Genomic DNA, 26553 nt, shown 5'->3' on the forward strand with positions numbered 1-26553 from the left:
TCGGTACAAGCTAGCAGTAGGTCGATGATCGACATCTCAGAGCGTTTTTTTTCGGTCTGACAAAACTTTTCTTGAAATGCCCGTAAGGAATTCAGCGTGCCACCGTCATTTACCCATTGAAACGATGGGCGCGTTGCCTCGCACGTTGCAGGGGCCATTGGTCAGGGCCATCGAGGCAGTAACTTTCACCCACTTGGCCATTGTTAATCGAAAGGATTCTATCGCATGATCCGCAATTTCTTTACTTTGACATCTGGCGTTGTTCTCCTGCTGGGCTGCCTCGCACCCAGCGCGTCTGCCGGCTCGAAGGTCCATGTTGGCAGGAAATTTCCAGAAAGCCAGCAGGTTTCGATGGACCAGGTCGACCATCGCATCTGGCATCAACTGCTACAAAAGTACGTCGATTCAGACGGCCAGGTAAATTACCAAGCTTGGAAGGGATCTGCGCAAGACACTCAAAGTCTTGATGTGTATCTCAATTCGCTTTCGCAGGCTAGCAGGAAGGCCCGAGCAACTCGTGAGTCGCAGCTGGCGTTCTGGATCAATGCGTACAATGCCGTCACAGTGAAAGGAATCTTGAGAGAATACCCGACAGACAGCATTCGAAACCACACCGCAAAGGTGTTTGGGTACAACATCTGGCACGATCTCTTATTGACTGTCGGCGACAGCACTATCTCGTTAGACGACATGGAGCACAAGGTGCTACGGACGATGAAAGAGCCTCGTATTCACTTCGCTATAGTTTGCGCCTCCTACAGCTGCCCCCGCTTGTTAAATGAGGCATACACGGCTGAAAACCTAGATGCTCAACTTGCTAAGAACACCCAGGCATTTTTCGCAAACCCTGGCAATTTTCGTTATGACGTCGCAAAGCCGCGGTTCTACCTGTCGTCCATCTTGAGCTGGTTCGGCGAAGACTTTGGTAGCAACCAAGCCACCCAGCTTAAGACCATCTCATCTTATCTTCCGACAGAGGCAGCGCAGAATGCTGCACAAAAGAATGCTGTTAGCGTATCTTACTTGGACTACGACTGGAGCCTAAACGACCAGAAAACAAAACGCCAGTGACATCTGAGCCGACTACCCGATGCCTACTATTGTAGCCTTACGGCAATTGTCACTGTGTAGCTCAATTGACCAAAGTGATAGACGGTTCATCACAATAGACCGCTTCGAGAAAGTTCACCAGCGAGCGCCTATCGCGGAACGCTATTCAGGAAAAGGGAAAACATGACCGAGACATTGCAATACGAACAGTCTGTCAAAACTCGATATGAGGCTGCGGCCAAGCAACGGGAAGCGACCCTTTGCTGTCCCGTCGAATATCCGACGGAGCTATTGGAAGCTATTCCTGACGAGATTCTGCAGCGTGACTATGGATGCGGTGACCCTTCGCCATTCTTGAGATCAGGTGACACCGTGCTGGACCTTGGCTCGGGGGGCGGTAAGTTATGCTACATAGCCGCTCAAGTCGTTGGTGCGCAGGGGCGAGTGATTGGAGTCGATTGCAACACCGAGATGCTACAGTTAGCGAGAAAGTATCAGGCGGAGGTAGCCAAGTCTATTGGATTTGATAACGTGTCGTTTCGCTGTGGATTGATTCAAGATCTGCAGCTCGATCTACAGCTACTTTCTAGCGAGCTTAGCCGCAATCCCAAATCGGGTGTTGATGGCATCCTCGAACAACGTCAAATTGAGCAACGCCTGCGCCGCGAGCAACCGTTGCTTCCTAATAATAGCGTGGACTGTATTGTTTCCAATTGCGTGCTCAATCTCGTCCGTCCCCAAGACCGACAGGAACTATTCCGAGAGATGTTTCGTGTTCTCAAACCGGGTGGACGAGTCGCAATCAGCGACATTGTTTCTGATGAGGATGTCCCAGAGCACCTAAAGTCCAACTCAACTCTCTGGTCTGGCTGTATTTCTGGTGCTTGGCGTGAAGACGAGTTTATCGCTGAATTTGCGAGGGCCGGTTTTCACGGAATGTTCTTCGCAAAGCGGGAACAGGAGCCGTGGAAAACTGTGGAGGGCATAGAGTTTCGATCAGTTACTGTTGTCGGCTATAAGGGCAAGCAAGGACCGTGTCTCGAACGCAACCAGGCGTTAATGTACCGTGGTCCGTTCAATAAAATCGAAGACGACGACGGTCATGTATTTTTCCGTGGCCAGCGCGCTGCCGTCTGTGACAAGACCTTCCGTCTACTACAGGAACAACCCTACGCAGATTTATTCATCCCGATTGAGCCTTACGAGGAGGTCTCACTAGCACAAGCTGAGCCGTTTCAATGCCAACGTAACGCATCGCGACATCCGCGGGAGTCAAAAGGAATTGACTATAGCGTGACAAGCACAGAAATCAGTAACTGCGACGGGAATGAGGGTGAATGTTGCTAGACACTGACCCTTATGTGGAGTCCATCGAATCGAAGGCCGACCCAGGACTGACCATTTCTGTGATCATTCCTATGTTGAACGAGGCAAACAACATCGAACGCTCGGTTCGGTCAGCTTGGGCAGCGGGAGCTAGCGAAGTACTTGTTGTGGACGGAGGCAGTCAGGATCGTTCCGTACAATCGGCTGAAGCCGCCGGAGCAAAAGTGTATCGCAGTGTTCGTGGAAGGGGAGCCCAGCAAAACTACGGGGCAACCCATGCGAGTGGCGATGTGCTTCTATTTCTTCACGCTGACAATTGGCTTGCACCGGTTTGTGGCCAGCAAATACGTGAGGCACTACGTAGGTCCGATGTGATTGCAGGAGCATTTCACCAGCGAATCAACTCTGACAACTGGCGTTATCGGCTACTGGAGCATGGGAATGCCTTGAGAGCCCGATTTTGGGGAGTGCCCTATGGAGATCAAGGGATCTTCGTGCGTCGCTCCGAGTTCGAGAATGCAGGAGGTTTCCCCGAAATTGCTTTAATGGAAGATCTGATGCTGATGCGCACAATTCGCGAGATTGGAAAAGTGATGCTTCTGCCTGGCCCAGTTTGTGTTTCCCCAAGACGCTGGGAACAAGAAGGCGTGATTCGACAAACACTGCGTAACTGGTGTCTGATTGTATTTCGCAAGCTCGGAATATCGCCGAACCGGCTTGCGCATTTCTATCCTACACATTGCCAAGAAACTATGCTAACCAGCGAGGTGAATACCCCAAATGAGTGCCGCAAAGACATCAATGCTACACCGCAATGCTCCGCTAGCGATCGCTAGTACGCAATTGCAAGTTCTTTCCGCAAACCCCCGAGTCCCGACTTTCTCTGATCGGGTTCTGGACGCAGGAGTTGGCAAACTTGTTGCGAGTGGGTTAGAAGTGTTGCAGGTAAACCTCGGTAAACTATGCAACATGACTTGCTCACATTGCCACGTTGACGCCGGACCGGATCGTCGTGAAATAATGCAAAAGGAGACGATTGACCAATGCCTTGACGTTCTTCGCAGACACCCGTCAATCAAGACGGTTGATTTGACAGGCGGGGCGCCAGAAATGAATCCACATTTTCGTCACATGGTGCAAGAGGCTCGTTTACTCGGGCGGCATGTGATTGATCGGTGCAATCTTACAATCTTGTTGGCCAAAGGGTATGAGGGGCTCTCCGAGTTTCTTGCCACGCATCAAGTTGAAATCGTCGCTTCGCTCCCCTGCTACTTGGAAGAGAATGCCGACGCTCAGCGTGGCGACGGGGCATTCGCAAAATCGGTCGAAGCGCTGCGAGAGTTAAACCATCTCGGTTATGGCACTGAGGGTAGCGGTCTCACCTTGACTTTGGTGTATAACCCGGTCGGGCCAAGCCTTCCGCCGAATCAGGAGAAACTTCAAGCTACCTATCGCCGTGAACTGGAAGCTCGCTACGGTATCCGTTTCAATCAACTGTTCACTATCACGAACATGCCGATTAGCAGATACTTGGATCATCTGATCGCGACGAGCCAGTTTGAAGAGTACATGCAAATACTTGTCGAAGCGTTCAATCCGGCCGCACTGAGCGGGCTGATGTGCCGCAGCACACTGTCCGTCGGCTGGGACGGTCGATTGTTCGATTGCGATTTCAATCAAATGTTGGATATGGAAGTTGGCGACGGCTATCCATCGACCATTGATAGGTTTGCATACGATTCTCTTTGTCACCGTGAGATTGTGACGAGCCAACACTGCTTCGGTTGTACCGCCGGCGCTGGCTCAGGTTGTCAGGGGGCAATTTCCAACTGAGAAACTAGTTCTAACCGTAACAGCTCCCACGCGTTTGAAACTCGATACCAATTCTAAACCGCCGCCAATGGCCGCGGTGATCAACTTGACGAAACAAGGCACATGGGAGTCGGCAATGTTCATGACCCAACTCAAAGCCACTCAGGCTGGCTTTTTCACCATGTGCCGCGATTGACACTTGCGTATTGCAGGGACGACAATGGAGCAATCGGTCCGCAAGGGAAACCCATCCATTACGTTTTCGCAGTTCGCCATGAGGATGCCGTCATCGAAGAGCTTACGAATAAGATCGGTGGGAAGCTGAGCCCTGCTTCTTGGGTTGCTGAGCATGGCGATTTCCTCTACCGCTATGCACTCTCGCGACTTCGCGACGGTGACGCGGCAGAAGAAGTCGTACAGGAGTCATTTGTTGCCGCCTTGCGACACGTTGAGCAGTATAGCGCGACGGGGTCCGAGCGGGCGTGGCTGCTGGGTATTCTTAAACGAAAAATTATCGATCTTGTGCGCGCCAGAAATCGAACTGCCTCTCTAAGTAGTGAAGATTCCACAGATCCATCTGAAGCCCTGTTCGACCGCAGCGGATCGTGGCGGAAGGAAATCCGAAACGCCGGTTTCGCTCCACTCGACTCGCTTGAAAGTGAAGACTTTTGGCGTATTCTCCGAACATGCTTGGATACGCTCCCCAGTCGACACGCGGACGTTTTTGTTCTACGAGAGGTCGATGAGCTGGACACAGAAGAGATTTGTAAGGAATTAGAAGTCACCGCGTCAAACCTATGGGTAATTCTCCATCGAGCGCGTTTGAAGTTGTCGATGTGCATGAAAACCCGCTGGCTACAGGACGCAAGTTAACCTAGCGATACCAACGATGCTCAGCTGTAAAGAAATCACGAAACTCGTCTCTGAATCACTCGACCGTGAGTTGACTTGGCGGCAGCGCGTAGGTTTGTGGATGCATATTGGCATGTGTGGCATGTGTTGGCGTTTTCGGAAGGATCTCATTCATATTCACGAGGAAACACGGCGCCAAGCGAAACGAATCGAAGACGAGACGGGCGACTCCGCTGAGCAGTTGCCAATCGAAGCTCGCAATCGTATGAAGCGACTGCTGGAATCACACCAAGGCTAGCTTCTTTGATGTGGCGTTCGCATCGTGCGTTCCTTTCCAACCCAACTTCTTCGCAGGCTTCTTGCCTCGGCTTTTTGGTCTCCTGTCATTGCTGAAAGTTCGAGGATGCGTAATGGTCAATAACTTCAGGACACCTGCCCCGGCGGCTTCCGTCGACTTCAAAAGCCTTTCTCGCTCAGTGTTGGCGAGAAAGATCCGCCCTTTGGGGACGCGTTTCTGGACTCGCGCTCGGCGATGCGCAATAGGTGTGCCACATGTGTCAGGTAGGCGCAGGGTAGTGGCACACAATCTCACCACGAAACCAGCTCAAGCAAATCGAAGACTTACCATTCCTGACCAAACATTGAGCCAACCGCCGGCGCAACTGTGCGGTTTTGCCCATGAAATCGTGAGCGGCTGGTTAGAGATGGGCGGCCGCTTGCTTGAAGTGAGCACCGCTGGCAGGTACTTTCTAGTCGTTGCCGCGAAAAAAATGACGTGCCCCGAATTCAACGTTTGGTAAGGGCTTTGCGTCGGCATGTTCGCATCCAACACTTACCCAATCCGAAAGGCGTAACGGAATTTCAATATGAACGATCAATCAAAGCAGCTTGCTTCGACTGGCAGCGGACTCGAGAAGCCATTGGCAACCACACTATTACTTTTACGTCTCGGGGTGGCACTTGTTTTCTTCATGTGGACGCTCGATAAGCTGATGAACCCGGAGCATGCCGCCGGTATCTTCGAGCGATACTATCAAATGCCCGGACTTGGCTCGGCTCTGATGGTCGGAATCGGTGCCGCTCAAATGATCTTGGTCTTGGCTTTTGCGACCGGAACGATTCGCACAGTTTCATATGGGTTGATAACGGTACTACATGCAATTTCGACCGCTAGTTGCTACCCGCAATATTTGAATCCTTGGGAGAAACCAAATCTCCTCTTCTTTGCCGCATTCCCGATGCTTGCGGCCTGTGTCGGACTTTGGTTACTCCGCAAGTGGGACGTCTGGACAGTTGATGGGTTTCGCGAACGGGTGAAGAACGCTGAGCAATAGCATGAATTCCCATGTCATACAATCTTTTGTCAACTCGGAGAAACCATGAACCGTAATCGTATTGGCGCTCTAACTTCAACCGCAACTCTGCTCGCCATCTGCGCTGCAGTCCATTCGATAGCTGACGCGCAACAATCGAATGTGAAGTCAGATCAGCAACCTTCGTTTACCCAAGGTGAAGCACAAACAGATATCACCAAGCTCTACCAATGGACGGGAAACAATCCACGCACGGCTAATGTTGGAACGATAAAGTCGGCAGATGGCGCTGAATGGACGGTGCCTGCCAAGACGCATTTCAAATCGGCAACAAAAGCGGCAGACCTGTACAACGAAGCCAATGGGGTTGAGCCAGACGGAATTGCCGACGTTGATCTGGAAGCGATTCCGTTACTCGACGCAGGCGGCGACGAAATATTCACGGTTTACGTCTTTGGTGACAACTATTTCGAGTTCTACGTGAACGGCAAACTGTTGGCGGTCGATGCCGTTCCGATGACGCCATTCAACAGCAGCGTCATCCGTTTCAAAGCGAACCGCCCGTTCACGGTTGGGATCATGGGAGTCGATTGGGAAGAGCGTCTTGGACTGGGCTTCGAGAAATTCCGCGGTGCGTCGTTTCATCAAGGTGACGCCGGTTTGGTGGCGGTAATCAAAAACACAACAGGCGAAACGGTTGCGATAACCGATGCGAACTGGAAGGCCCAAACGTTTTACACGGCGCCGCTGAAGACGAAGAAATGCCTGGTGCTCAAGGGTGGCATCCGTGACAGTTCGAGATGCAGCACGGAGGACGCCGCAGACGGAACCTCTTACTTCGCAGCTCACTGGCCGATCCCCGAAAACTGGGCCGCAGCCGACTTCGACGATAGCGACTGGCCTAACGCTAAGACCTTCACTAACGAGTTTGTCGGCGTCGACAACAAACCGGCGTACACCAACTTCACCGACCTGTTCGACGACTCTAAAACCGATGCGCAATTCATATGGTCATCGAGTCTGGTGCATGACAATCTTGTGCTGATGCGAACAACCATTGGCAAGTAATAGGTAACAACAACCAGGGCTACGCAAAGAATGAACCTGTGTAGATCAGGTTGCGTACGTGTTTTAGAGCAACTAACGTTTCGTCCTTAATTTCAGGAGGTTTTACTGTGAATGCCGCTCACGCGGAGAGTCTGCTAGCTCACTTGCAGCAGATTCCCGACCCGCGTGGGGCTAAAGGAAGGCGCCACTCATTGCAGGCCATGCTGGCCACCGTTGCCTGTGCCGTATTGTGCGGTGCGCGAGGCTATGAAGCCATTGCCCAGTGGATTCACGCTCAAGAGAAGAGCGTTTGGTATCTGCTGGGGTACTTTCGCACGCCGCCCAAAGAAGGCGCGTTTCGTTACTTACTGAACATGATGGACCCGGAGCAACTCGAACAAGCCTTGCGTGCTTGGATCACTCCTCACGCAGAAGTCGACCCCCAAGCAATGGCCTGCCTAGCCATTGATGGAAAGACGCTTTGTAAGACCCTGGATCGGTACGGCAAGTCGGTCCATCTCTTGAGCCTGTTTGATCAGCAGACCGGCTGCGTACTCAGCCAAATGCCTGTCTCGGGAAAGACGAACGAGATTAAGACCGCCCCCGAAATTCTCCAGACGCTTGTCTTGGAAGGACGTGTGGTGACCGGAGACGCGATGTTCGCACAGACCGAGATTTGTAGGACCATTACCGATTCGGGCGGTGACTTCCTGATTGTCGTAAAAGGCAATCAGGGAAACTTAGAAGAAGACATCGCCGGTGATTTCTTACCGGCCTTTTCCCCCCGCCAGTCAGCATAAAAAAGAGGCGTTCCAAACCGAGGTCCGGACGCACACCAAAGAGCATGGTCGCGTTATCACGCGGCATCTTCAGGCCAGCACGCGGATCGTTCCGCACCTCTCTCGCTGGCCCGGACTTCGGCAGGTGATTCGCTTAGAGCGTACGAGTCGTCGCAACAACGAGACGATCACCGAGGTCCAGTATGCCATCACCAGTCTCTCTCCGCAGCGTGCCGATGCGGAGAAGCTGCTTGAGATCTGGCGTAGCCATTGGGGCATTGAAAACCGTTTGCACTGGGTTCGTGATGTCCTCTGGCAAGAAGACCGTTGTGGGGTCCGTCATCACCGTGGAAGCCAAAACTTAGCCTGCTTCCGCAATGCGGCTATCAATCTGCTCCGTTTAGCCAAAGTCCCCAGCCTCATCGGTGCTATCAGAGAAAACGCTTACCGAGTCGATAAGCTATTCGCCAAGCTGGGTATCATGAAACTTTGAATCGCCCTTGGCAAGAAGCTCCAGAATTGCAGGGTTGTGCGACTGAGAGCCACCCAGTGCACAAACGTACAGTACCCCGTAGGGGAGTCGAACCCCTGTCTCCGCCGTGAGAGGGCGGTGTCCTGGGCCACTAGACGAACGGGGCGTGAAGTGGGGCCTTAGATTCTACGGTCCGGCGGGTAGGTTGTAAATCGGCGGAAGAAATCATGTAGGGTCAGCTGGTAATACCCTTGGTGAGCGTCATAAACGCCGTTTCGAGGTCGATTTGCTCCTCGGTCAGGCGTGTTAAGCCGTGGCCGGCGTCGAGGAGTAGTTTGGCGAGCACGCTGACGTCGTGGTCGCCGACGACGAGGGTGACGCGGAGGTCGTCGGGGGTGACTTCCACATGCTCCACGATGGGGTGATCTTCTAACTGCTTGGCTGCCGCTTCGCGTTGGTTGGCGGTAGCATCGTTCACCACATTGATACGGAGGACCATTTGCTGGCGGACTTTTTTCATGACGTCAGCCACGGAGTCGTTCACTTTCAACTCGCCCTTCTCGATAATGCCGATCTTGTTGCAGATATCGGCCAGCTCGGGGAGAATGTGACTACTGACCATGATGGTTTTGCCCATATTGCGCAGCTCTTTGAGCAGGCCGCGGATTTCGATGCGGGCGCGGGGATCGAGCCCGGAAGCAGGCTCGTCGAGCAGCAACACCTGCGGGTCGTGCAGCAACACGCGCGCGAGACCCAAGCGTTGAGTCATGCCGCGGGAAAGGCTGGTTACGAGCGCTTCGCGTTTGTAGCCGAGGTCGACCAGTTCAAGCACTTCGTCGCAGATTTTCCGCCGCGCGGGGCCTTTGATGCGGTAGGCGGCCGCGAAGAACTCAAGGTACTCAATGACCTTCATATTGTCGTACACGCCGAAGAAGTCGGGCATGTAGCCGATGATGCGGCGGATTTCTTTCGGCTTGGTGTAAATGGAATACCCGCCGACGTACGCCTCGCCCCAGGTGGGGTTGAGCAGCGTGGCGAGGATGCGCATAGTTGTGGTCTTGCCAGCACCGTTGGGGCCGATGAAACCGAACACATCGCCCGCTTCGAGCTTAAGATCGATTTTATGGATGGCGAATAGATCGCCATATTTTTTTGTAAGGTCGCGGACTTCGATCATTTTTTGCGATACGAGTTGAGAGTGTAGGGTCCGCTGTGCGGACCGAGTACTTTGTTGCGACTTAGTGAGTGGAATCTTGCCTGGACTTTATGGTCCGCACAGCGGACCCTACGGGCCCAGCACTTCTAACTTTTTTAATGGAATCACAAATCGGTAGTAAATCCAACGGCGGTCTTGGTCGCTGGCGAGGGGTTGGGCGGTTTCAGCATTGTCGCCATCCATCCACTGGCTGCCTTCGTCGTCCTTGGCTCGCGCGAGCAGAATGGCTTGCTGGCCGTCTAGCAGGTGGCTTAGCTCGATAAAATGTTGGTAACGGTTCACTGTGGGTGCGTAGGCACTGCCGCCGGCCGCTTCGTAGAACATCATCACTTTGAGCGTGCGCACGACGTCCTCATTCCACTGCACGTATGGCACTGAGCCATCAGCCGTGACGTTATACACGGTGTCCTCGCCAGCGGCAGCGTTGGTTAGCATGGTTTTGATCGAGCGGGGTTGAATCGCGGAGTCGATCTTCGCACTCGCGCCATTGCCGATTGGTTTTAGGCGATAGGCCCAATTACTATGTAGAAGTAGGCAGTCGGTAAAATTGATGCCGGAGGTATTTTCGATGCGGCCACTCACGATGCCGTCGTCATCGACGTTGAGCCGCGCGTCGATTGCGTCGTCAAGCTGCCCAGTCCAGCGCGCAGTGATAGTTTTGGTCGACCACTCCTGCACGGGTAAGCCGTTCATCATGTTGAGTTGCGGAGAGATCGCGTAGCCGCGGTCGAACATCGTAGTCTGCCCTACTCCGCCCTGCATGCCGCCGAGTCCAGTGCCGGGCATGCCAAGCCAAGCGGTCAGCGGCACTGAGTTCGAAGACTTTGGATTTGAAGACCCTGCGGTGGTGGCGACGTCCTGGCCGCCGAAGCGTGGCTGCAGCGAGAGCTGGTAACTCTTCGCGCGCGGGCTGAAGAAGTTAGTCCATACGGTGCCACGGGCGTTGCCGGTGGACATATCGACGTCAACGATTTCCACCTGGTTCACGCGCAGCTGATCGCCCTTAAGATAGTAGGCCAGCCAGTACGCACCGAGGGAAACCAATACCACGATTAGTGGGAAGGTGATCCAGGTGAGCTCCATGCGTTTGAGCACACGCTTTACGAAGAAGTAGTCGCCCGGGCCAATCAGACCGATGTAAATGAGTACGAGTAGCGCCACGATCCCAAAGGGAACCGGCGTAACGCCTTCAAACTTTGCCCCCAGTGCATTGCTCAACTGATTGATAAGATCAGGCGTGCCGCTGTAATTGTAGGCGTTGGCGTCCTGTTGTTTGTCTGTTTCGACGACGGGCCAGTCGAGCGCGGTGCGCAGGAGCTCGGTGCGGCCCGACCAATCGGCCAGAGGAGCCTGATCGGGATCGAGTCCGATGAAAGTGATTTCGCCCAGCCCTACACGCGTGCGAACCGCCAGTGGCAGGTCTGTCGAGGAGTTGCCCGCAGAAGCAAGGATCTCGCCTGTGACGATATCAAACTGCGGGATTCGCAAATCGATACGTCCTCGATTGATGGAATCCTCAACGCTGGCCAATCGTTGGATCTTTGCTGAGTCGCGCAACGGTACCATGCCGACAAACTCGCCGGGGGCAAACGCTTCGAGCGGTCCGTCCGGGCCGAGTAGCTCTTCAGCCTCGGAGCCGCAGAACAGGACAAGGCTGCCGCCCAGTTCGACCCAGCGCTTCAGTGCCATCACCCTTGGTGAGTTGGCTCGCAGGGCTCGGTAGACGCTCGGATCGGCAGAAGAAAGGACAACGGCGCTGACCCCCTCGTAGCCTTGCCAGTCGAGCGGCAAACTCGCGAGCCCATCGACTCGTACCAATCGCGTTGCCGTATTTTCGAATTCGTTGTTCTGGGTACGTACCAACGCGCCTAAGCCAACCGGCTTGCCGAGCGCAACGACCAGTCGGTTGGTAGACGCCAATCCATGGCGAATGACTCCGGGGCTGCTTTCGTAGCCGCTCTCAAATTTACGTGTCGCCAGTGACCTGCCTTCAACGGAAATGAGTGAGACCTTCACCCCGGCGCTACTTTGACCTGGGCGAACCATCAGGCGTGCCTTGGTAGCAGTGCCGGGGAGAATGGCGACCATTCGCTCCGGCGGCGACACGTAGGTAACCGGCACGCCGTCTGAGTCGGGCATCGTGACACTTACCAGGCCGGTTGCTTTTTCAGAGCCGCCCTGAAGGGTCACTTCCAGCTGGGTCCAACAACCGACTTTGTAGGTGCCGTCGAAGCCAAGGCGGATGTTGGTAATTCTTGTCTTGTTGGAGTCTTGGGCTGTGGATTGCGGAATCGCCAAGCCGGTAAGTACAACGGCACACGTAAATGCGAAGCGAAGGCGAGTAGCGGAATGTCTGTTCGGTGCGATCACGGTTTCTCCGCGTCGTCGCAGGAGCAGGCGAGTCGGCCGCAGCCGGGGCAGCCTTTACCATACTTGTCAGTAACTGCAGCGGAGAGATCCACCTCGGCTACATTGGCGATCGTAGTAAGCCAAGCCAGCACATCGGCGAACTCGGCGGCCAAGTTCTCGGATGGCCCCGCTTCGGGCGTGCCTTCGCGGAGCGCGGAGGCCAGCTCGCCGATTTCTTCCATCAACCACATAAACGTGCCATCGATGCCGCGGGCTACGTCTTTCTCGTGGTACATGCCACGGATAAGTTGCTGAAAATCGCGTAGAGAGATTTCGGTGGTTGTGTCGGTCATGGCGAGGAGTCGTTTGTAGGGTCCGCTATGCGGACCGGCTGTGCGGACCGTTAGGGGGATGGTCCGCTACCTCTAGAATAGTCGCGTTCAGGGCGTGCGACCAGTGTGCTAAACTGGCTTGCATGAGCGACGATTTTGTAACGGTGACGAAGACGGACGCCTTACCACCGGGCGAGGGGGGCACCTTTCATGTGGGCGAACGCCTAGTGGCGGTGTTTAATTTGAAGGGTGAGTTCTTCGCAATCGACGACCTATGCCCCCACATGGGAGCCTCGCTGGGGGCAGGCCAATTGGATGAGGAGGGTTGCGTCATGTGCCCCTGGCACGCCTGGTCGTTCAACGTGTGCGATGGACGCTGGCTCGATAATCCGCGACTGAAAATCGATCGGTTCGAAGTGCGCGTGTCAGGTGACGAAGTGCAAGTGCGGGTTGTGCCGATTGCGAAAGATGCGAGTGAGGACGATCTCCTTGAGGGCGAGGCGTAGCTTATTGCGCCTCGGTTCTCCTCATTGAAGGAGGGCATCCGTTGGGGCGGGACCGGTCGGTTTTCATCGTTGCTTCATGAAGTCGGTGGTTCATTTCATAGCTGCCGCTGCCCCTGCTGGCTATTTGTGGTTAGAATGTGATGCACATCAAGTTGACCTTCCCAATCACCTATGCCCACCAAAATCACCACTCCCGACGACCCGGCTCTTGCCGAACTCTGCGAGCGTCTTGCTGCGCTGTCCAGCGAGCTCGACCTCTCAGGCCGGTGGCCGGCCGAGCAGCTTCGGCTTTGTGGCGAGTACGGCGTGTTCGAGTGGTTTGTCGGCGAGGAGTACGGCGGACAGGCCTGGGATCCGTTGATGAGCACTCGCGGGTACTTGGCCCTCAGTGCGGCGTGCCTGACCACTACGTTTATTCTCACGCAACGCACAGGGGCTTGTCGGCGTATTGATACCTCAGCGAACGAATCGCTAAAGCCAGAACTTTTGCCGGCGCTCGCGCGCGGGGATTCCTTCGCAACCGTGGGTGTCTCGCATCTTACAACCAGTGGGCGTCATTTGAAGACGCCGTTGTTGCGGGCCGAACGCACCGAGGACGGTTTCGTGCTCAATGGCATGAGCCCCTGGGTCACTGGCGGGCCGCATGCGGAGCATATCGTTATCGGCGCGCAAGTGGTTGAGAGAGAAGCGACATGCGATGAGCAAATACTGATCGTGCTGCCGACGGACTTGCCGGGCGTGACCTGCCCACCGCATACGCAACTCGTGGGGCTCACTGCCAGCCATACGGGACAAGTGAAGCTCGACAACGTGATCGTCGACGATCGCTATCTGCTAGCCGGGCCAGTGGCGAAAGTCATGACTCAAGGCACGGGCGGTACTACGGGCGGTTTGCAAACTTCGACGCTTGCACTCGGGTTATCGCGGGCAGCCTTGGATTTCATTCGTGGTGAATCCGATAAGCGAGAAGAACTGTTCACTCCCTCGGATGCGCTCGAGCGGGACTGGGAGCAAACTCGCGCCGCTCTACTCTCCGCTATCGAGGGGGCACCTACCTGCTCCAGCGAGCAGCTCCGCACCAACGTCAACAGCCTCGTCTTGCGTAGTACCCAAGCAGCACTGGCCGCCGCCAAGGGCGCAGGCTACGTGGCCGGCCATCCGGTGGGGCGCTGGTGCCGCGAGGCGCTTTTCTTCCTGGTCTGGAGCTGCCCGCAGCCAGTGGTTTCTGCAAACCTGTGCGAACTGGCGGGCATCAGCGAGTAGTTTCCCCTGCCTCGTTCCCACGCTCCTGCGTGGGAATGCAATTTCAGCCGCTCTGTGGCAAAGACGCTCAAGCTTGAATCGAGTAAACTGTCCCTCACCTATCCAACCATGCTACAAGCTTCAACGACGCTAGAGCATGAGGACGAGATTAACTACTGCCCACTGCATACAGCCCACTATGAGTAAAGAAGATCCTATTGTTGTCTGGCACGAGTCGTCCGTTTCGCGTGAGCAGCGCGAGAAGCTCAACGCACATCGGGGCTGCGTGGTGTGGTTCACCGGGCTCTCCGGTAGCGGGAAGAGCACGGTGGCCAACGCAGTCGATCGGCTACTGTTCGAGCGAGGCGTTCGCACCTACGTTCTCGATGGCGACAACGTGCGTCACGGGCTGAACGCCACTCCGGCGATGCTGACTGAGCAGTTTGACGAAGCCTTCGGCCAGCGATTCGGCCTGGGGTTCGGCCAGCAGGACCGCGAAGAGAACATTCGCCGCGTGGGTGCCGTCGCCCGGCTCATGGCAGACGCGGGGCTAGTTACTCTTACTGCGTTTGTGAGTCCCTATCGCAAGGATCGCGATTCCGTACGCGCGACAGTGAACGCAGCGACTGCGGCCGGCAATGACTTTGTCGAGGTGTTTGTTGATACGCCGCTGGAGGTTTGCGAATCTCGCGATCCGAAGGGACTTTACAAGAAGGCGCGGGCTGGTGAGATCAAGAATTTCACCGGCATTGACGCTCCTTACGAAGCGCCCAACGAAGCAGAAATTACCCTCGATGGTGGAACTGGTACCCCAGAAGAGTTAGCCAAACAGGTAGTGGAGCACCTTGTAGCACTCGGTAAGATCACGGCATAGCTAGCAGTGCAAGCGGGAGTTTTTGCGTCTGGTGAAATCGGGGTTTGAACAAGTTCCAGTTGACGCAGTTGAGCAAATGAGAATAACTTAACTTATCGGCGGCAAGGCTAAGTTTCATCTCGCCAAACTGCCGCGAGGTGTCCCTGGGGAGGGATTCAAGGAGGTCCACCATGGCCAGCAGTTTGTTACGCAAGGAAGGCAAACAAGCCGATTTGGAAGCTTCAGAGTTTCCCAGCGGTGCCCTGCAAAAATCGGAGTCGCTCGACGACGAGACCCGCGCAGCTTACCTGCTGGACAGGGGATCTGAAACGTACCCGATTAGGCATCTTTATGCCCCCGCAGTACGGCTGAAAACTCTAATGCGAGTCGCCACAAAAGAGTCTGCGCTCCGCAAAAGCATGGCTGAGGAAATCGCCATGAAAATTGCCTCCCGCATCCCGGGTTCCATTCATGACTTCATGATCCGCTTCGACGAGAAAAACCACTACGTCCTCGAAGGGTGGTGCATGAGCTATCATGCGAAGCAAGTCGCCCAACACGAGGCGATGCTACTGGCAGGGCATAGCCAAGTGGTGAACGACATTGTCGTACGGCGGCCACGGTAGGTCTGACAGGAAGGTTGGCGCGGCGAAACCGCAAGCGATTCTTACGCTCGCTCTATGCCTCTTCGCGTTTGATGTTCTTTGCGATCCTTGCGAGCAAGTCCACCAATTCGTTTTCTCCGGCGAGAAACTTGAGCTCGACGCCCAGCGCTCGCAACGGCGTTTGCCCAATTTCATCTACACGCAACTTCACCAAGTCTTTGCGAGTGCATAGCAACAAGTCCGCAGAGTGCTCACTTGTTAGCCTCTCAAGATGCTCGACATCCTCGCGTGTGTAGTCGTGATGATCGGGCAGCTCGTGCCAACCGACTGGCTCGCAACCCAATTCTGCAAGCGTGTGGCGAAAGCCGGCCGGGTTGCCAATGCCGCAAAACGCAACAACGCGGCGCTGGCTCAAATCGCCCACGGGCTCAACCCCTTGGGTAGCGCTGAGCAAAGCGGCCGGTTGGTGAACGACTTCGCACCATAAGGAATCGGGCGAAAGATTAGCGGCGCGCTCGCGTATCGCAGCTCTTTGATGCTCGTCCAACATGTCGGCCCGGCTGAGCACTACCACTTGCGCCCGCTGCAAGCCATTCACTGATTCACGCAGCGTGCCGCGGGGAAGTTGATGGTCGTAACCAAACGGTTCGCTAGCGTCGAGCAATACAATGTCCAGATCGCGCGCTAGGCGCCGGTGTTGGAACCCATCGTCGAGCAGCAACAATTGACTGGTCAGTTCTTCAACCGCTATAGCAGCCGAAGCAACACGATCAGGATTTTGTAAGTGCGGTACATCGGGCAACGCCAGTTCGAGTTCGAGGGCTTCGTCATTCTTACTGCCCTGCTCTGCCCCGTAGCCGCGACTGAGAATCGCTACACGCACATCGCGCTTTCGCAACTGTCGCGCCGTCCACTCCACCAGCGGCGTCTTCCCAGTGCCGCCTACGGTGAGATTCCCTACGCATATCACCGGGACTTCGGCACGGTGTATTTCTTTCTTTCCCGTATCGAATCGATGATTCCGCCAGCGTGTTGCCGCACTATAGCCGAACTCTCCAACGCGCAATCCGACTCGCAGAAGCGCCGCCACCAGCCCGCGCCGACGGCCACTCACAAGATCGCGAAAATCACTCGGGGAGATCAAGTTGGGCTCGCAATGAGAAGATTTAGAGAGCGGGAGGGTGTGCAAAATGCGAATTGTCGGGGAAATAGCCCTGTCGGAACAGTCCTGTCTGTAGGAAAAGGGAACTCCGAGGGGCTGACGAGCGTCCAACACGCGTATAATAGCATGGAGCTCGAAACAAGCTGCCTGCTATCCGACGGCTTCCGCTTGCCTGCCTCGGTAGTATTGTAGATTCCCTTTCCACTTTCGCATTTTGCTTTTCAAAATATGCCTACCGTTGCTTCACCACCGAGTGCAGATGAGCAGTCCCGCGTGAGCCTTCCGGCTCAGCATCAGGAGTTTATTGATAAGCAGGTCCAGAAAACCCGTCGCGGGCTGAAAATCGTGGACCTGACTGCGGGCCTTATCACTTTGGTGATCGGCGTGCTGCTGTTTCTGCTCACCGCAGCGATCATCGACCACTGGATCGTGCCGGGCGGGCTGGGGACGATTGGGCGTTCGCTGCTATTTGGCGGTTTTTTGGCGGGCATCGCTTGGCACGTTTGGCGTTCGTTTTTGCCGCTGTTGCGACCGATCAATCCAATTTATGCCGCACAGACCATTGAAACAAACAGCCCCTCGCTCAAAAACAACCTGCTGAATCTGTTGTTGTTTCGTGGCCGCAAACAACCGATGGCCGCGCAAGTGTACCAGGCGATCCAAAAGCAAACAGCAGATCGCCTTAGCGAATCGCCCATGGCGAGCGTGATCGATCGCTCGGCGGTCATCAAACTTGGGTACGCACTAGTCGCCGTCGTCGCGCTGTGCGCTCTGTATCGCGTGTTCTCGCCAAAAGACCCAACCGCCACGATGGGTCGCGTGCTCGCCCCTTGGGCAGACATTGCGGCGCCAAGTCGTGTAAAGATCAACGACATCAGCCCCGGCGACGCAAGCGTCGCCCGTGGCGAACGGCTCGACATCTCGGCCGCGATTCTTGGCATGGCCGACAACGAACCGGTTGAACTGCATTACTCATCACTCGACCAGCAAATTGTGGATTCGCGATTGCTGATGAACCGGCAGGGAGAAACCGATTACTACGCGGTCACACTGCCACCCAAACGCGGCGGTGTTTCCGGACGCGTTACCGCCAACGGCATCGGTCAGGACCTCAAGTACTGGATCACTGCCGGCGACGCTCGCAGCCTCGAACATCGCATCACGGTCTATTCGCGGCCTACCATTGTTGTCACTGGCGTACGATACGAGTACCCATCCTACACGGGCTACCCCACGCAAACGTCAACCGACACGGGCGACGTGCGCGCGGTCGAGGGCACACGCGTCACTCTTTCTGCGGTGTCAAACCTCCCACTCAAGTCCGCGCACATCGATTTTGCCGCCGATGGTCGCCGCGATCTTTCGATGAAGGTAGACGGCGATCGGGCGACTGCCACATTTACGCTCAAGCTACAGCAGGATCGCCGCACACCGCAGCATAAGAGCTACGCACTACGCATGGTCACTACGAGTGATCGGCAGAATGTAGACCCGGCAAAGTACACAATCGAAGTCACACCCGACTATGCCCCTGAAATACGTATCCTTTCACCCGAGGAACCTGAAATCGAAGTTCGCTCCGACGAGACGGTGCGCATTGAAGTGGAAGCTCGGGATCCGGACTTTGCCGTGCAGCAGGTCGAGTTGGTCGGATTGGAAGGCGAACGAGAAATCGCACTCGGTCGATTGCTGGAGGAGGACTTCCCCGGCAAGTTCAACGGCGGTTTGCCCTTTACCCCAGAAGAAGCAGGCTTGCAGCCGGGTGACGTACTAGAGTACTGGGCCACCGCGCACGACAATCGCCGACCGGAAGCCAACCTGGGCGTCAGCGCGCATCGTCGCATGAAAATTGTCGGCCCGGCGGAACGTCCGAATATTCCCGACCAAGAGCAGCAACCCAACGTGAACCAAGAAGGCGGCCAGGGTGAGCAAGGCGAGGGAGGTGGCGAAGCGGGTGAAGCCGGGCAACAAGGTGGTGGTGGCGAAGGTGGTGAGGCGGGGGAAAACGACCCCAACGCCGAAGGCGAAGGGCAACCGGGCGAAGGTGGCGAGGGAGACAATCAGGACGCCCAAGCCGGTGAAGGGGGACAAGGCGGTGAAGGTGGTGGGCAGAATCCCGATCAGCAAAACGCCATGAACGACCAGGGCACGAATCAAGAAAACGGCCAAGGAGGCGGACAACAGAATCAGCAAGGGGACTCTCAAGACCCACAACAGCAGAACCAGCCCAACGACGCCGGCGATAACGGCCAGCAAGACCAGCAGCCCGGCGACCAACAGAATCAACCGCAAGGTGGCCAGCCCGATGGCAAAGGCCAACAAGGCGGCGAGCAACAGGACCCCGTTGCTTCGGACGGTTCTGACGATGGCGAAGCCTTTGATCGAATTGCTGAGCACCTCGAAGAACAAAACGGCGAAGCGAGTCCTCAGCAGGAGAATGGAAATAGTGCTGAGCAGAACGATGACCCCAAGGCGCAGCAGACCCCTGGCGAGCAGTCACAAACGGGCGATTCGCAGAATAACCAGCCACAGGAAGAGGGCGAAGCTGGCGAAGGGGCTCAACCAGAAGAGGGTGGCGAGAACCAACCGGCGCAACCGCAGGGGAACCAAACAGGCGAAGCGCAGGAAGCGCCCGGCGAAGGGGGCAACCAGCCCGATGCGGCGCAGCCTAAGCCAGAAGGAGAAGGCGAGCAGCAGCAAGGCGAAGGTTCTGAAGGGCCGGATAGCAATCCCAATCGCAACCAGGGTGAATCCGGCGGCGGCGAAAATCCAGGCGAAGAACAAGGCACACCTCAGGCGAATCCCAAGAAACCTGAAGAAAAGGACGGCGAGTCCCAAGGCCACGAAGCCGACAGCGAAGAACCGGCCGAGTCGAAAGATAAGAAGGAATCAGACACTGAAGGTGGTCAGAGCGGCGACCGCAGCGGCGAGGGTCAAGAAGGTGCCGGACAACAGGCCGACGATGAAGGCAAAGGAGGTGCCGGCCAAAACACGGCAGCCGAAGAAGGCGCAAACGCTGCCAACGAACCGGGCGAAGGTGAAACCGGCCAGAAGCCGGGCGACGGCGCACCGGCCGATGGTGAGACCGGCGAGTCTTCAGAGGATCAGTCCGGCGACGGCAGCGAACAAGAAGATGGCCAAGGCGACCAGCCTGGCGGCGAAGCCGGCGAGGGCGAACAACCCGAGGCCGGTGAAGTACAGGACCCTCAGGCGAGCCAAGGCGAGTCTGGCAAAGCAGATCCAAGCCAGCAGCCGGGCGACAAGGATTCTCAACAGGAGCAGGGCGAAAGCACGGAGCCCAGCAAGGGCGACTCTGGCCAAACCGGGCAACCCAATGGTCAACCCAGCGGAGCTTCAGCAGGCGAAGGTTCTGACCACGGTGACACACCTCCTGATGGCGAGATTGAAGCGGGCGACAAAGCGAATCTCGATTACGCTAATAAGCAGACCGATTTGGTTCTCGAAAAGCTTGAAGACCAGCTCGCCAAGAAAGATGTCGATAAGGACTTGCTCGACAAACTCGGTTGGGACCAGCAGGAACTACGCAAGTTTGTAGATCGCTGGAAGAACTTGAAAGACCGCGCCGAGGGCAACGGCGAAGACGCAGGCGAGGCGGAAACCCAGTTGAACCAAGCCCTACGCAGCCTTGGGCTGAAGGGCAACGGGCCGCGTCGTTTCAAGTCGAGCGTCGATAAAGACAAACTCCGCGACTTAAACGAAGCCTATCGTAATCAAGCGCCGCTCAAGTACCGTGATCGCGTACGTGCCTATGTGAAGGGCGCTGCGAGCGAGAAGTAGGGTCCGCTGTGCGGACCAAGATTGAGATGGTAGGGTAATGCCGAGTGGAGCGAGGTATACCACGAAGAGACATCCGTATGCCTCGTTCCACTCGGCAGGACCCTTGCATCTTACCAGAGCAAAGCTGGTCCGCTCAGCGGACCCTACTTTATGACCATTCTCCCCCAGTATCTTGTCCCGTTTCATCCGAAACACATTCCTCATCATTTTGTCGATGTGCTCGTCGTAGGGGGCGGCATCGCTGGAATGCGGGCGACAATGGCGATTGATCCTTCCTTGTCGGCGCTAGTGGTCACGAAAGATCAACTTCGCGAATCGAACTCCAGCTACGCGCAAGGCGGCATCGCCGGAGTGCTAGCCCCGGAAGATAGATTTGAAGATCACATTGAGGATACGCTGGTCGCGGGAGCGAACCTTTGCAATCGCGATATCGTGGAAATGGTTGTGCGGGAGGCGCCGGGACACATTCGCCAGCTCATCGAGTGGGGCACCTCCTTCGATACCGAAGACGACGGCGAGCTGGTACTTGGCCGCGAAGGGGGCCACGGCGTGCGCCGCATTGCCCACGCCCTGGGAGATGCCACGGGCAAGGAGATCATGCGTGCCATGATTCGTCGCGCGCGGGAAGAGCTGGGGGCCCAAATCTGGCAGAATACATTCACGATTGATCTGCTGACGCATGAGAAACGCTGTGTGGGCGCGCTGGTTTGGAACCCGCATCACGGCAAAACCTTCGTCTGGGCGAAGCAGACCATTCTTTGCACTGGCGGCGTAGGCCAAGTGTATCGCGAAACGACCAATCCCACAGTTGCCACCGGTGACGGCCATGCAGCTGCTTTCCGCGCGGGTGCGATACTTCGCGACATGGAGTTCATGCAGTTCCACCCTACCGTGCTTTACATCGCGGGTAGTAGTCGCAGCTTAATCACCGAGGCCATCCGCGGCGAAGGGGCTTACCTTGTTGATCACAATGGCGAGCGATTCATGCCCGCTATCGATGAGCGGGCCGAGCTCGCACCGCGCGACATCGTCAGCCAAGCCATCGTGAATCACATGGAGAAGACACGCCAGCCGTGCGTCTATCTTGATCTGAGCCATCTCGATGCGAAGCAAGTGCTCAAACGCTTCCCTGGCATTGCCGCGAAGTGCATGGAATTTGGTATCGACATCACGACCGATCGCATCCCCGTACGGCCCGGTGCGCATTACATGATCGGTGGTGTGGAGGTCGACGACAACGGCGCCAGCAGCTTGCCCGGCTTATGGGCCGCCGGCGAGGTGACTAGCAGTGGGCTGCATGGAGCGAACCGGCTGGCCTCGAACAGCTTGCTCGAAGGTTTGGTCTATGGCGCGCGTGCAGGTGCTCATGCGTCAGAGGCAGCAATTGGCCAGCCTGATACCTTCCAAGCCATTCCGCTAGAGAACCCCACGGTCGACAAATTCTCACAGGCATTGGACTTCGAGGACGTCCGCAATTCACTCAAAAGCCTCATGTGGCGCTCCGTGGGTGTACGGAGGGACGGCAAGGATCTTGCCAAAGCGGCCGAGACCATCGCCGGCTGGCAACGCTATGTATTGCGCCAACAACTGCCCGATCCGCGCGGCTGGGAACTGCAAAACATGCTTACCGTGGCGGGCATCATGATCGAGGCGGCCCTGCGACGCACGGAATCCCGCGGCGTTCATTACCGCAGCGACTTTCCCGAACGTGACGACGAGACCTGGCGTCGTCACACGACTGATGTGCGCGTCTGAGTCCCAATATCTTGGATTTCTCTGCTGAGCTTGCTTCGCGCTAGTACGGATCGCAGGTCGATCCCGGCGACGAAATATTTTCTCGATTCTGGCGAACTCCCGCCCTCTGAACCGCGTAACTTGCGGGTATAGACAGCCTAATAGGGTCAGGTTAGGCTGCTAGGCTAACTTTTACACCCTTTAGCAGGCAACCAACGGCGGCACGCGTCTCGAACGCAACCTTCTGACAGATCAAGAGTTACGCTCTCCCTGACTGCAGTTGGCGCTGACTGTGACAGGCAGCGCTCTCTCGCGACGTTCTGATCGAAGGCTGGAAAGAGAAGTTGCCTGCCACTCTCGAAATGCGATCCCCCGAGAATAGCGAGATGACCACCCTTTCTGATTCAGCCAATTCCCAAGCTTCCCAAGACGGTTCGCCAGCGGACCAATCCGGCTCGCAGGCGATGATTGAGGCCCACGATCTTTCCAAGTTCTACGGCAATTTCGCGGCTACTCGGAACGTCTCCTTCTCCATCAAGCAGGGCGAAGTCGCCGCGTTTCTGGGGCCCAACGGTGCTGGCAAAAGTACCACGATGAAGTTGCTGACTGGCTATCTGGCGCCTTCAACGGGCTATGCGTCGATCGCCGGTCACAACATGGCCAGCGATCGAATTGCCGGGGCGAAGCACCTGGGCTACCTGCCAGAAAATGGCCCACTTTATCCCGACATGTCCGCCCACAGCCTGCTTACGTTTTTTGGCAACGCACGGGGAATCTCCGGGCGTCGCCTAGAAGAACGCATGGAGTCGGTCATCGGCACCTGCAATCTGGCCAGCGTTATCCGCAAACCGATTGGCAAGCTCTCTAAGGGTTTCCGTCAACGAGTTGGCATGGCGCAGGCACTGCTACACGATCCGGACGTGTTGATTCTCGACGAACCGACTGCCGGGCTCGATCCCAACCAAATTCGTGAAGTGCGGAAGATGATCCGAGAGTTGGGCGAGAAGAAAACGATCCTGTTGTCGACACATATTCTGCAAGAGGTACAGGCGATGTGCAATCGCGTGGTGTTCATCAACGAAGGCCGCATGGTTTTCGATGGAACGCCGGCAGAACTCACCCGACAACAGCCCGATCTCGACCACCGCTTCCACGAGCTTACCGGGGCGGAAGCGATTCTATAGCAAGATTTTTTGAAACAAACGACACCCTACCTGACAACATCTGAAACTGAAAATTTGCGATGAACTGGACCGTTCTTAAAGCCGTTTTTAAGCGTGACTTCGTTAGTTACTTTTCCAGCCCTACTGGCTACGTATTTATCTGCGTATTTGCCGTACTGAGCGGGTTGGCGACGTTTTGGTCACCCGAGTTCTTCACACGAAATCTGGCTAACCTTGACCAACTGAGTCATTGGCTGCCGTTCATCATGCTGGTATTTATTCCTGCGATTACGATGAGCATTTGGGCGGAAGAACGCCGACAAGGTACCGACGAGCTTTTGCTCACCGTACCCGCCCACGACATCGATATCGTCCTCGGCAAATACTTGGCCGGTGTGGCAATTTTTACCGTCTCGCTAGTGTTTTCAGCCGCCTCGATCCTGATTGTCTTCAAGTACGGCCTCGGCAACCCTGACGGGGGGCTCTATGTGAGCACATTCATTGGTTACTGGTTCATTGGCATCGCCATGATTGCCGTCGGCATGGTTGCTTCGTTTCTAACGGACAACCTGACGGTCGGATTTATTTTGGGAACGCTTTTCAATCTGCCGCTCGCAATTTTTGGCGTTGCAGATTGGGTGTTTAAGGACTTTCCCAGCTTGGCCCAAGGCCTGAGGAATTGGAGTGCCATCGAGCAGTTCAAAGATTTCGAGCGAGGCGTGCTGAGCATTGGTGGCGTGGTTTACTTCCTAAGCATTGCCGTGGTGATGATCTACCTGAGCATGGTACTCATTGGCCGCCGGCACTGGCGGGCGAGTGAAGAGAGCGCCGGCATGGCGGGGCACTTTTTCGTCCGCACCTTGGCGCTGGCCGCGGCAGCGATTGGCATCACGATGTTCGTGCAGGACCACAACTTCGCCCGTATCGACGCGACTAGCGAAAACCTCAACTCGCTCTCGCCGGATACGCGACGGCTTATTACCGAACTGCGCACCAACGACGACGTGCGCAACATTAAGATCGACGCCTATATAAGCAATGAGGTGCCCGATGAATATGCCACTACCAAGCGCACCTTGCTCACGACTCTCGAAGAACTTCGCGCACTGGGCGGCGGAAAGATTCGCGTCGTCGAGCACGCGATTCCTAACTTCGGCCCTGAGGCAGAGAAGGCCGAGAAAAACTTCGGCATTACCCCTCAAGAATACATGCCGCCTGAAGGTGGCGAGACAACCGACTTTTTCCTCGGTCTCGCGTTTACTTCCGGGCTGGACAAAGTAGTCGTGCCGTTTGTCAACACGGGGATTCCCGTCGAGTACGAACTCGTGCGATCGATCCTGACGGTTGCTCAACCACAGCGAAAAGTTCTCGGCGTGGTCAGCACGGGACTCGCATTCACGGAACTCGATCAACCTGCGGGCCAACGCTACGCATTGATCGACGAATTGGACAAACAGTACGAATTGAAGCCCGTCGACCCCACCAAGCCGATCGAAGACAAGTACGACGCATTACTAGCGATCCAACCTTCGATGATGGGTCCCCAGGAGATGGATAACTTTGTGGACGCGGTTCGCGAGGGCATCCCCACAGCAATTTTTGAAGACCCGTTCCCCTTCTTTTTTGCAGAGCAATCAGTCCCCGGCACAGGCGATCCCCGCATGTCTGCCTCGCCCATGGGAGGGATGTTTGGTGGCGGTGGGCAACCGATTCCCAAGGGAGACATCAACCAACTTTGGAATTTGTTACAGGTGCGTTTTGACCCGGCGAATATCGTGTGGCAGAACTATCGACCTGAGTACAGTGTATGGGGCTACCAAACCCCTGAATGGGTGTTCATTGACCGCGGCAACGGTGCCGCCGAGTCGTTCAATGACGAGCAGGACATCTCCTCCGGACTCAACCAAATCTTGTTGCTCTATCCGGGCTCGATTCGTGAGGATGAAGACCAAGGGGATGGGGCCGATCTCAAATTTTCGGCTCTCGCCACCACCGGGCACGACAATTCCGGTACCGTTGCGACACGCAGCAGGCAGCGAGCAAGCAACCGGGTAAGTCGTGGTGAAAAAACGGGGCCACCTAGTGCCAAGTCCTACATCGTAGCCGCTCAAGTCACGGGCAAGCCGGCGGAGAAGCAGGCAGTGCTCGAAGAGGAACTCACAGACGAGACCGACCCGGCTGATCGAGTTGAGTCGGAGAAGAAGACCGAAGAGAAAGAACTTAACGTTGTGATCGTTGCCGACATCGACTGGACGATTCCAAGCTTTTTTGACATTCGCGCCCAAGGCATGGAGAACTTTCTCCCCGCTACGCAAAATGTGACGCTGATGCTCAACATTCTCGATTCGCTGGCCGGGGACGATCGCTTCATCGCGATGCGGAAGCGCACCTTGCCGCTCAAGCGATTGGACGACATCGACAACGCCCGCATGGAATATCTCGTGCTCGCCGAGAAGGATCAAAAGAAATTCGATGAAGCGCTCGACGAAAAGCTGGCTGCTGCTGAGAAGGAATTTCGCGAGAAGATCGAGGCAATCCAAGACGCTAAGGGCCTGAGCTCGATGGAGAAAATGCAGCAACTCAGTCTAGTATCTCGTCGTGCCGAGTCGAAGTTTGAAGCCGAGAAAGCCGCCATCGACACGGAGCGAAGCCGCAATCAAAAGAAGACCAAGAACGACATGGACGAGGCTGTCGAATCCGTGCAGCTCAAGTACAAACTGTTCGGCCTGTTTATTCCGCTCATCCCGCCGTTGCTCCTGGCGACCGCGGTGTTCTTCCACCGCCGCGAGCAGGAACGCATCGGCGTGGTGAAGGAACGACTACGATAACGCTACTCCACTTAGAATTTGAACCACGAAGGGCACAAAGGACACTAAGAGAAAGAGTTGAGCTTGGTTTGCTCAGTTCTTGTTGAGAATAGCTTCTCTGCGAGTGTTCTCCTG

The 26553-nt window shown here is 55.9% G+C and carries 22 protein-coding genes and 1 tRNA gene; 18 read left to right on the forward strand and 5 right to left on the reverse strand.

The features are described from left to right. The first annotated feature begins 225 nt into the window (after window positions 1–225). The 10 genes from HG15A2_RS19420 to HG15A2_RS24870 all read left to right on the forward strand — a co-directional run bounded on the left by HG15A2_RS19420 (window position 226) and on the right by HG15A2_RS24870 (window position 8672). On the forward strand, window positions 226–1071 hold the full coding sequence (locus HG15A2_RS19420; protein ID WP_145062452.1) for a DUF547 domain-containing protein: 846 nt from the start codon (window positions 226–228) through the stop codon (window positions 1069–1071). 162 nt (window positions 1072–1233) lie between these two features. Beyond that, on the forward strand, window positions 1234–2397 hold the full coding sequence (locus HG15A2_RS19425) for a methyltransferase domain-containing protein (protein ID WP_145062454.1): 1164 nt from the start codon (window positions 1234–1236) through the stop codon (window positions 2395–2397). Then, window positions 2388–3212, forward strand: coding sequence for a TIGR04283 family arsenosugar biosynthesis glycosyltransferase (locus tag HG15A2_RS19430; RefSeq protein WP_145062456.1), 825 nt, complete (start codon window positions 2388–2390; stop codon window positions 3210–3212). Before HG15A2_RS19425 ends, HG15A2_RS19430 begins: the two co-directional genes overlap by 10 nt. Beyond that, window positions 3157–4209, forward strand: a complete 1053-nt coding sequence (arsS, locus tag HG15A2_RS19435) for an arsenosugar biosynthesis radical SAM (seleno)protein ArsS (protein WP_145062458.1) — start codon at window positions 3157–3159, stop codon at window positions 4207–4209. Before HG15A2_RS19430 ends, arsS begins: the two co-directional genes overlap by 56 nt. A 102-nt stretch (window positions 4210–4311) precedes the next feature. Continuing rightward, window positions 4312–5061, forward strand: a complete 750-nt coding sequence (locus HG15A2_RS19440; protein ID WP_145062460.1) for a sigma-70 family RNA polymerase sigma factor — start codon at window positions 4312–4314, stop codon at window positions 5059–5061. Between the two features lie 16 nt (window positions 5062–5077). Beyond that, entirely contained in the window at window positions 5078–5338 is a 261-nt protein-coding gene (locus tag HG15A2_RS24255; RefSeq protein WP_218932107.1) for an anti-sigma factor family protein, read from the forward strand. Window positions 5339–5906: 568 nt separating this feature from the next. Then, on the forward strand, window positions 5907–6374 hold the full coding sequence (locus HG15A2_RS19450; RefSeq protein ID WP_145062462.1) for a hypothetical protein: 468 nt from the start codon (window positions 5907–5909) through the stop codon (window positions 6372–6374). A 45-nt stretch (window positions 6375–6419) separates the two neighbouring features. Continuing rightward, on the forward strand, window positions 6420–7421 hold the full coding sequence (locus HG15A2_RS19455) for a hypothetical protein (RefSeq protein ID WP_218932108.1): 1002 nt from the start codon (window positions 6420–6422) through the stop codon (window positions 7419–7421). Between the two features lie 107 nt (window positions 7422–7528). Further along, window positions 7529–8200, forward strand: a complete 672-nt coding sequence (locus HG15A2_RS24865) for an ISAs1 family transposase (RefSeq protein ID WP_218931927.1) — start codon at window positions 7529–7531, stop codon at window positions 8198–8200. Further along, window positions 8160–8672 (forward strand): ISAs1 family transposase, encoded by a 513-nt coding sequence (locus HG15A2_RS24870; RefSeq protein WP_145057890.1) that lies wholly within the window; start codon window positions 8160–8162, stop codon window positions 8670–8672. The genes HG15A2_RS24865 and HG15A2_RS24870 overlap by 41 nt, the downstream gene beginning before the upstream one ends. A 72-nt stretch (window positions 8673–8744) precedes the next feature. Here HG15A2_RS24870 and HG15A2_RS19470 read toward each other — a convergent pair. The 4 genes from HG15A2_RS19470 to HG15A2_RS19485 form a co-directional block, all read right to left on the reverse strand. Next, window positions 8745–8817 (reverse strand) — tRNA-Glu (locus HG15A2_RS19470). Between the two features lie 69 nt (window positions 8818–8886). After that, window positions 8887–9828, reverse strand: coding sequence for an ABC transporter ATP-binding protein (locus HG15A2_RS19475; protein WP_145062467.1), 942 nt, complete (start codon window positions 9826–9828; stop codon window positions 8887–8889). A 108-nt stretch (window positions 9829–9936) separates the two neighbouring features. Then, window positions 9937–12237, reverse strand: coding sequence for a hypothetical protein (locus tag HG15A2_RS19480; RefSeq protein WP_145062469.1), 2301 nt, complete (start codon window positions 12235–12237; stop codon window positions 9937–9939). Further along, a complete protein-coding gene (locus tag HG15A2_RS19485; protein ID WP_145062471.1) occupies window positions 12234–12569 on the reverse strand; it encodes a MazG nucleotide pyrophosphohydrolase domain-containing protein in 336 nt (111 codons plus the stop codon). The genes HG15A2_RS19480 and HG15A2_RS19485 overlap by 4 nt, the downstream gene beginning before the upstream one ends. A gap of 122 nt (window positions 12570–12691) precedes the next feature. On the opposite strand from HG15A2_RS19485, the gene HG15A2_RS19490 reads away from it, so the two are divergent. From HG15A2_RS19490 to HG15A2_RS19505, 4 genes are all read left to right on the forward strand, one after another. Next, window positions 12692–13054 (forward strand): Rieske (2Fe-2S) protein, encoded by a 363-nt coding sequence (locus HG15A2_RS19490; protein ID WP_145062473.1) that lies wholly within the window; start codon window positions 12692–12694, stop codon window positions 13052–13054. Window positions 13055–13225: 171 nt separating this feature from the next. After that, window positions 13226–14317 (forward strand): acyl-CoA dehydrogenase family protein, encoded by a 1092-nt coding sequence (locus tag HG15A2_RS19495; protein ID WP_145062475.1) that lies wholly within the window; start codon window positions 13226–13228, stop codon window positions 14315–14317. Between the two features lie 178 nt (window positions 14318–14495). Next, window positions 14496–15170, forward strand: coding sequence for an adenylyl-sulfate kinase (cysC, locus tag HG15A2_RS19500; protein ID WP_218932109.1), 675 nt, complete (start codon window positions 14496–14498; stop codon window positions 15168–15170). Between the two features lie 170 nt (window positions 15171–15340). Continuing rightward, window positions 15341–15775: a hypothetical protein gene (locus tag HG15A2_RS19505; RefSeq protein ID WP_145062478.1), complete on the forward strand. Its 435-nt coding sequence runs from the start codon at window positions 15341–15343 to the stop codon at window positions 15773–15775. A 52-nt stretch (window positions 15776–15827) separates the two neighbouring features. Here HG15A2_RS19505 and lpxK read toward each other — a convergent pair whose 3' ends face one another. Further along, window positions 15828–16898: a tetraacyldisaccharide 4'-kinase gene (lpxK, locus tag HG15A2_RS19510; RefSeq protein ID WP_218932110.1), complete on the reverse strand. Its 1071-nt coding sequence runs from the start codon at window positions 16896–16898 to the stop codon at window positions 15828–15830. A gap of 246 nt (window positions 16899–17144) precedes the next feature. Here lpxK and HG15A2_RS19515 point away from each other — a divergent pair, with 246 nt between their 5' ends. The 4 genes from HG15A2_RS19515 to HG15A2_RS19530 all read left to right on the forward strand — a co-directional run bounded on the left by HG15A2_RS19515 (window position 17145) and on the right by HG15A2_RS19530 (window position 26439). Continuing rightward, the gene (locus HG15A2_RS19515) at window positions 17145–20714 is read left to right on the forward strand and encodes a phage holin family protein (protein ID WP_145062479.1); all 3570 of its coding nucleotides are present in this window, start codon (window positions 17145–17147) and stop codon (window positions 20712–20714) included. 150 nt (window positions 20715–20864) lie between these two features. Further along, window positions 20865–22469, forward strand: a complete 1605-nt coding sequence (gene nadB, locus HG15A2_RS19520; protein WP_145062481.1) for an L-aspartate oxidase — start codon at window positions 20865–20867, stop codon at window positions 22467–22469. A 365-nt stretch (window positions 22470–22834) separates the two neighbouring features. Continuing rightward, window positions 22835–23632, forward strand: coding sequence for an ABC transporter ATP-binding protein (locus HG15A2_RS19525; protein WP_391483903.1), 798 nt, complete (start codon window positions 22835–22837; stop codon window positions 23630–23632). 59 nt (window positions 23633–23691) lie between these two features. After that, on the forward strand, window positions 23692–26439 hold the full coding sequence (locus HG15A2_RS19530) for a Gldg family protein (protein WP_145062483.1): 2748 nt from the start codon (window positions 23692–23694) through the stop codon (window positions 26437–26439). The last annotated feature ends 114 nt before the right edge of the window (window positions 26440–26553 follow it).

It is taken from the genome of Adhaeretor mobilis (genome assembly GCF_007741515.1).
GTDB lineage: Bacteria > Planctomycetota > Planctomycetia > Pirellulales > Lacipirellulaceae > Adhaeretor > Adhaeretor mobilis.

Coding starts and splice junctions, on each gene's coding strand:
- HG15A2_RS19505 (WP_145062478.1), top strand. CDS start 15,341: ATGGCCAGCAGTTTGTTACGCAAGGAAGGCAAACAAGCCGATTTGGAA.
- HG15A2_RS19455 (WP_218932108.1), top strand. CDS start 6,420: ATGAACCGTAATCGTATTGGCGCTCTAACTTCAACCGCAACTCTGCTC.
- HG15A2_RS19440 (WP_145062460.1), top strand. CDS start 4,312: ATGGGAGTCGGCAATGTTCATGACCCAACTCAAAGCCACTCAGGCTGG.
- HG15A2_RS19430 (WP_145062456.1), top strand. CDS start 2,388: ATGTTGCTAGACACTGACCCTTATGTGGAGTCCATCGAATCGAAGGCC.
- HG15A2_RS19420 (WP_145062452.1), top strand. CDS start 226: ATGATCCGCAATTTCTTTACTTTGACATCTGGCGTTGTTCTCCTGCTG.
- cysC (WP_218932109.1), top strand. CDS start 14,496: ATGAGTAAAGAAGATCCTATTGTTGTCTGGCACGAGTCGTCCGTTTCG.
- HG15A2_RS19425 (WP_145062454.1), top strand. CDS start 1,234: ATGACCGAGACATTGCAATACGAACAGTCTGTCAAAACTCGATATGAG.
- HG15A2_RS19530 (WP_145062483.1), top strand. CDS start 23,692: ATGAACTGGACCGTTCTTAAAGCCGTTTTTAAGCGTGACTTCGTTAGT.
- HG15A2_RS19515 (WP_145062479.1), top strand. CDS start 17,145: ATGCCTACCGTTGCTTCACCACCGAGTGCAGATGAGCAGTCCCGCGTG.
- HG15A2_RS19450 (WP_145062462.1), top strand. CDS start 5,907: ATGAACGATCAATCAAAGCAGCTTGCTTCGACTGGCAGCGGACTCGAG.
- HG15A2_RS24255 (WP_218932107.1), top strand. CDS start 5,078: ATGCTCAGCTGTAAAGAAATCACGAAACTCGTCTCTGAATCACTCGAC.
- HG15A2_RS19485 (WP_145062471.1), bottom strand. CDS start 12,569: ATGACCGACACAACCACCGAAATCTCTCTACGCGATTTTCAGCAACTT.
- HG15A2_RS19475 (WP_145062467.1), bottom strand. CDS start 9,828: ATGATCGAAGTCCGCGACCTTACAAAAAAATATGGCGATCTATTCGCC.
- HG15A2_RS19490 (WP_145062473.1), top strand. CDS start 12,692: ATGAGCGACGATTTTGTAACGGTGACGAAGACGGACGCCTTACCACCG.
- nadB (WP_145062481.1), top strand. CDS start 20,865: ATGACCATTCTCCCCCAGTATCTTGTCCCGTTTCATCCGAAACACATT.
- HG15A2_RS19525 (WP_391483903.1), top strand. CDS start 22,835: ATGACCACCCTTTCTGATTCAGCCAATTCCCAAGCTTCCCAAGACGGT.
- HG15A2_RS19495 (WP_145062475.1), top strand. CDS start 13,226: ATGCCCACCAAAATCACCACTCCCGACGACCCGGCTCTTGCCGAACTC.
- arsS (WP_145062458.1), top strand. CDS start 3,157: ATGAGTGCCGCAAAGACATCAATGCTACACCGCAATGCTCCGCTAGCG.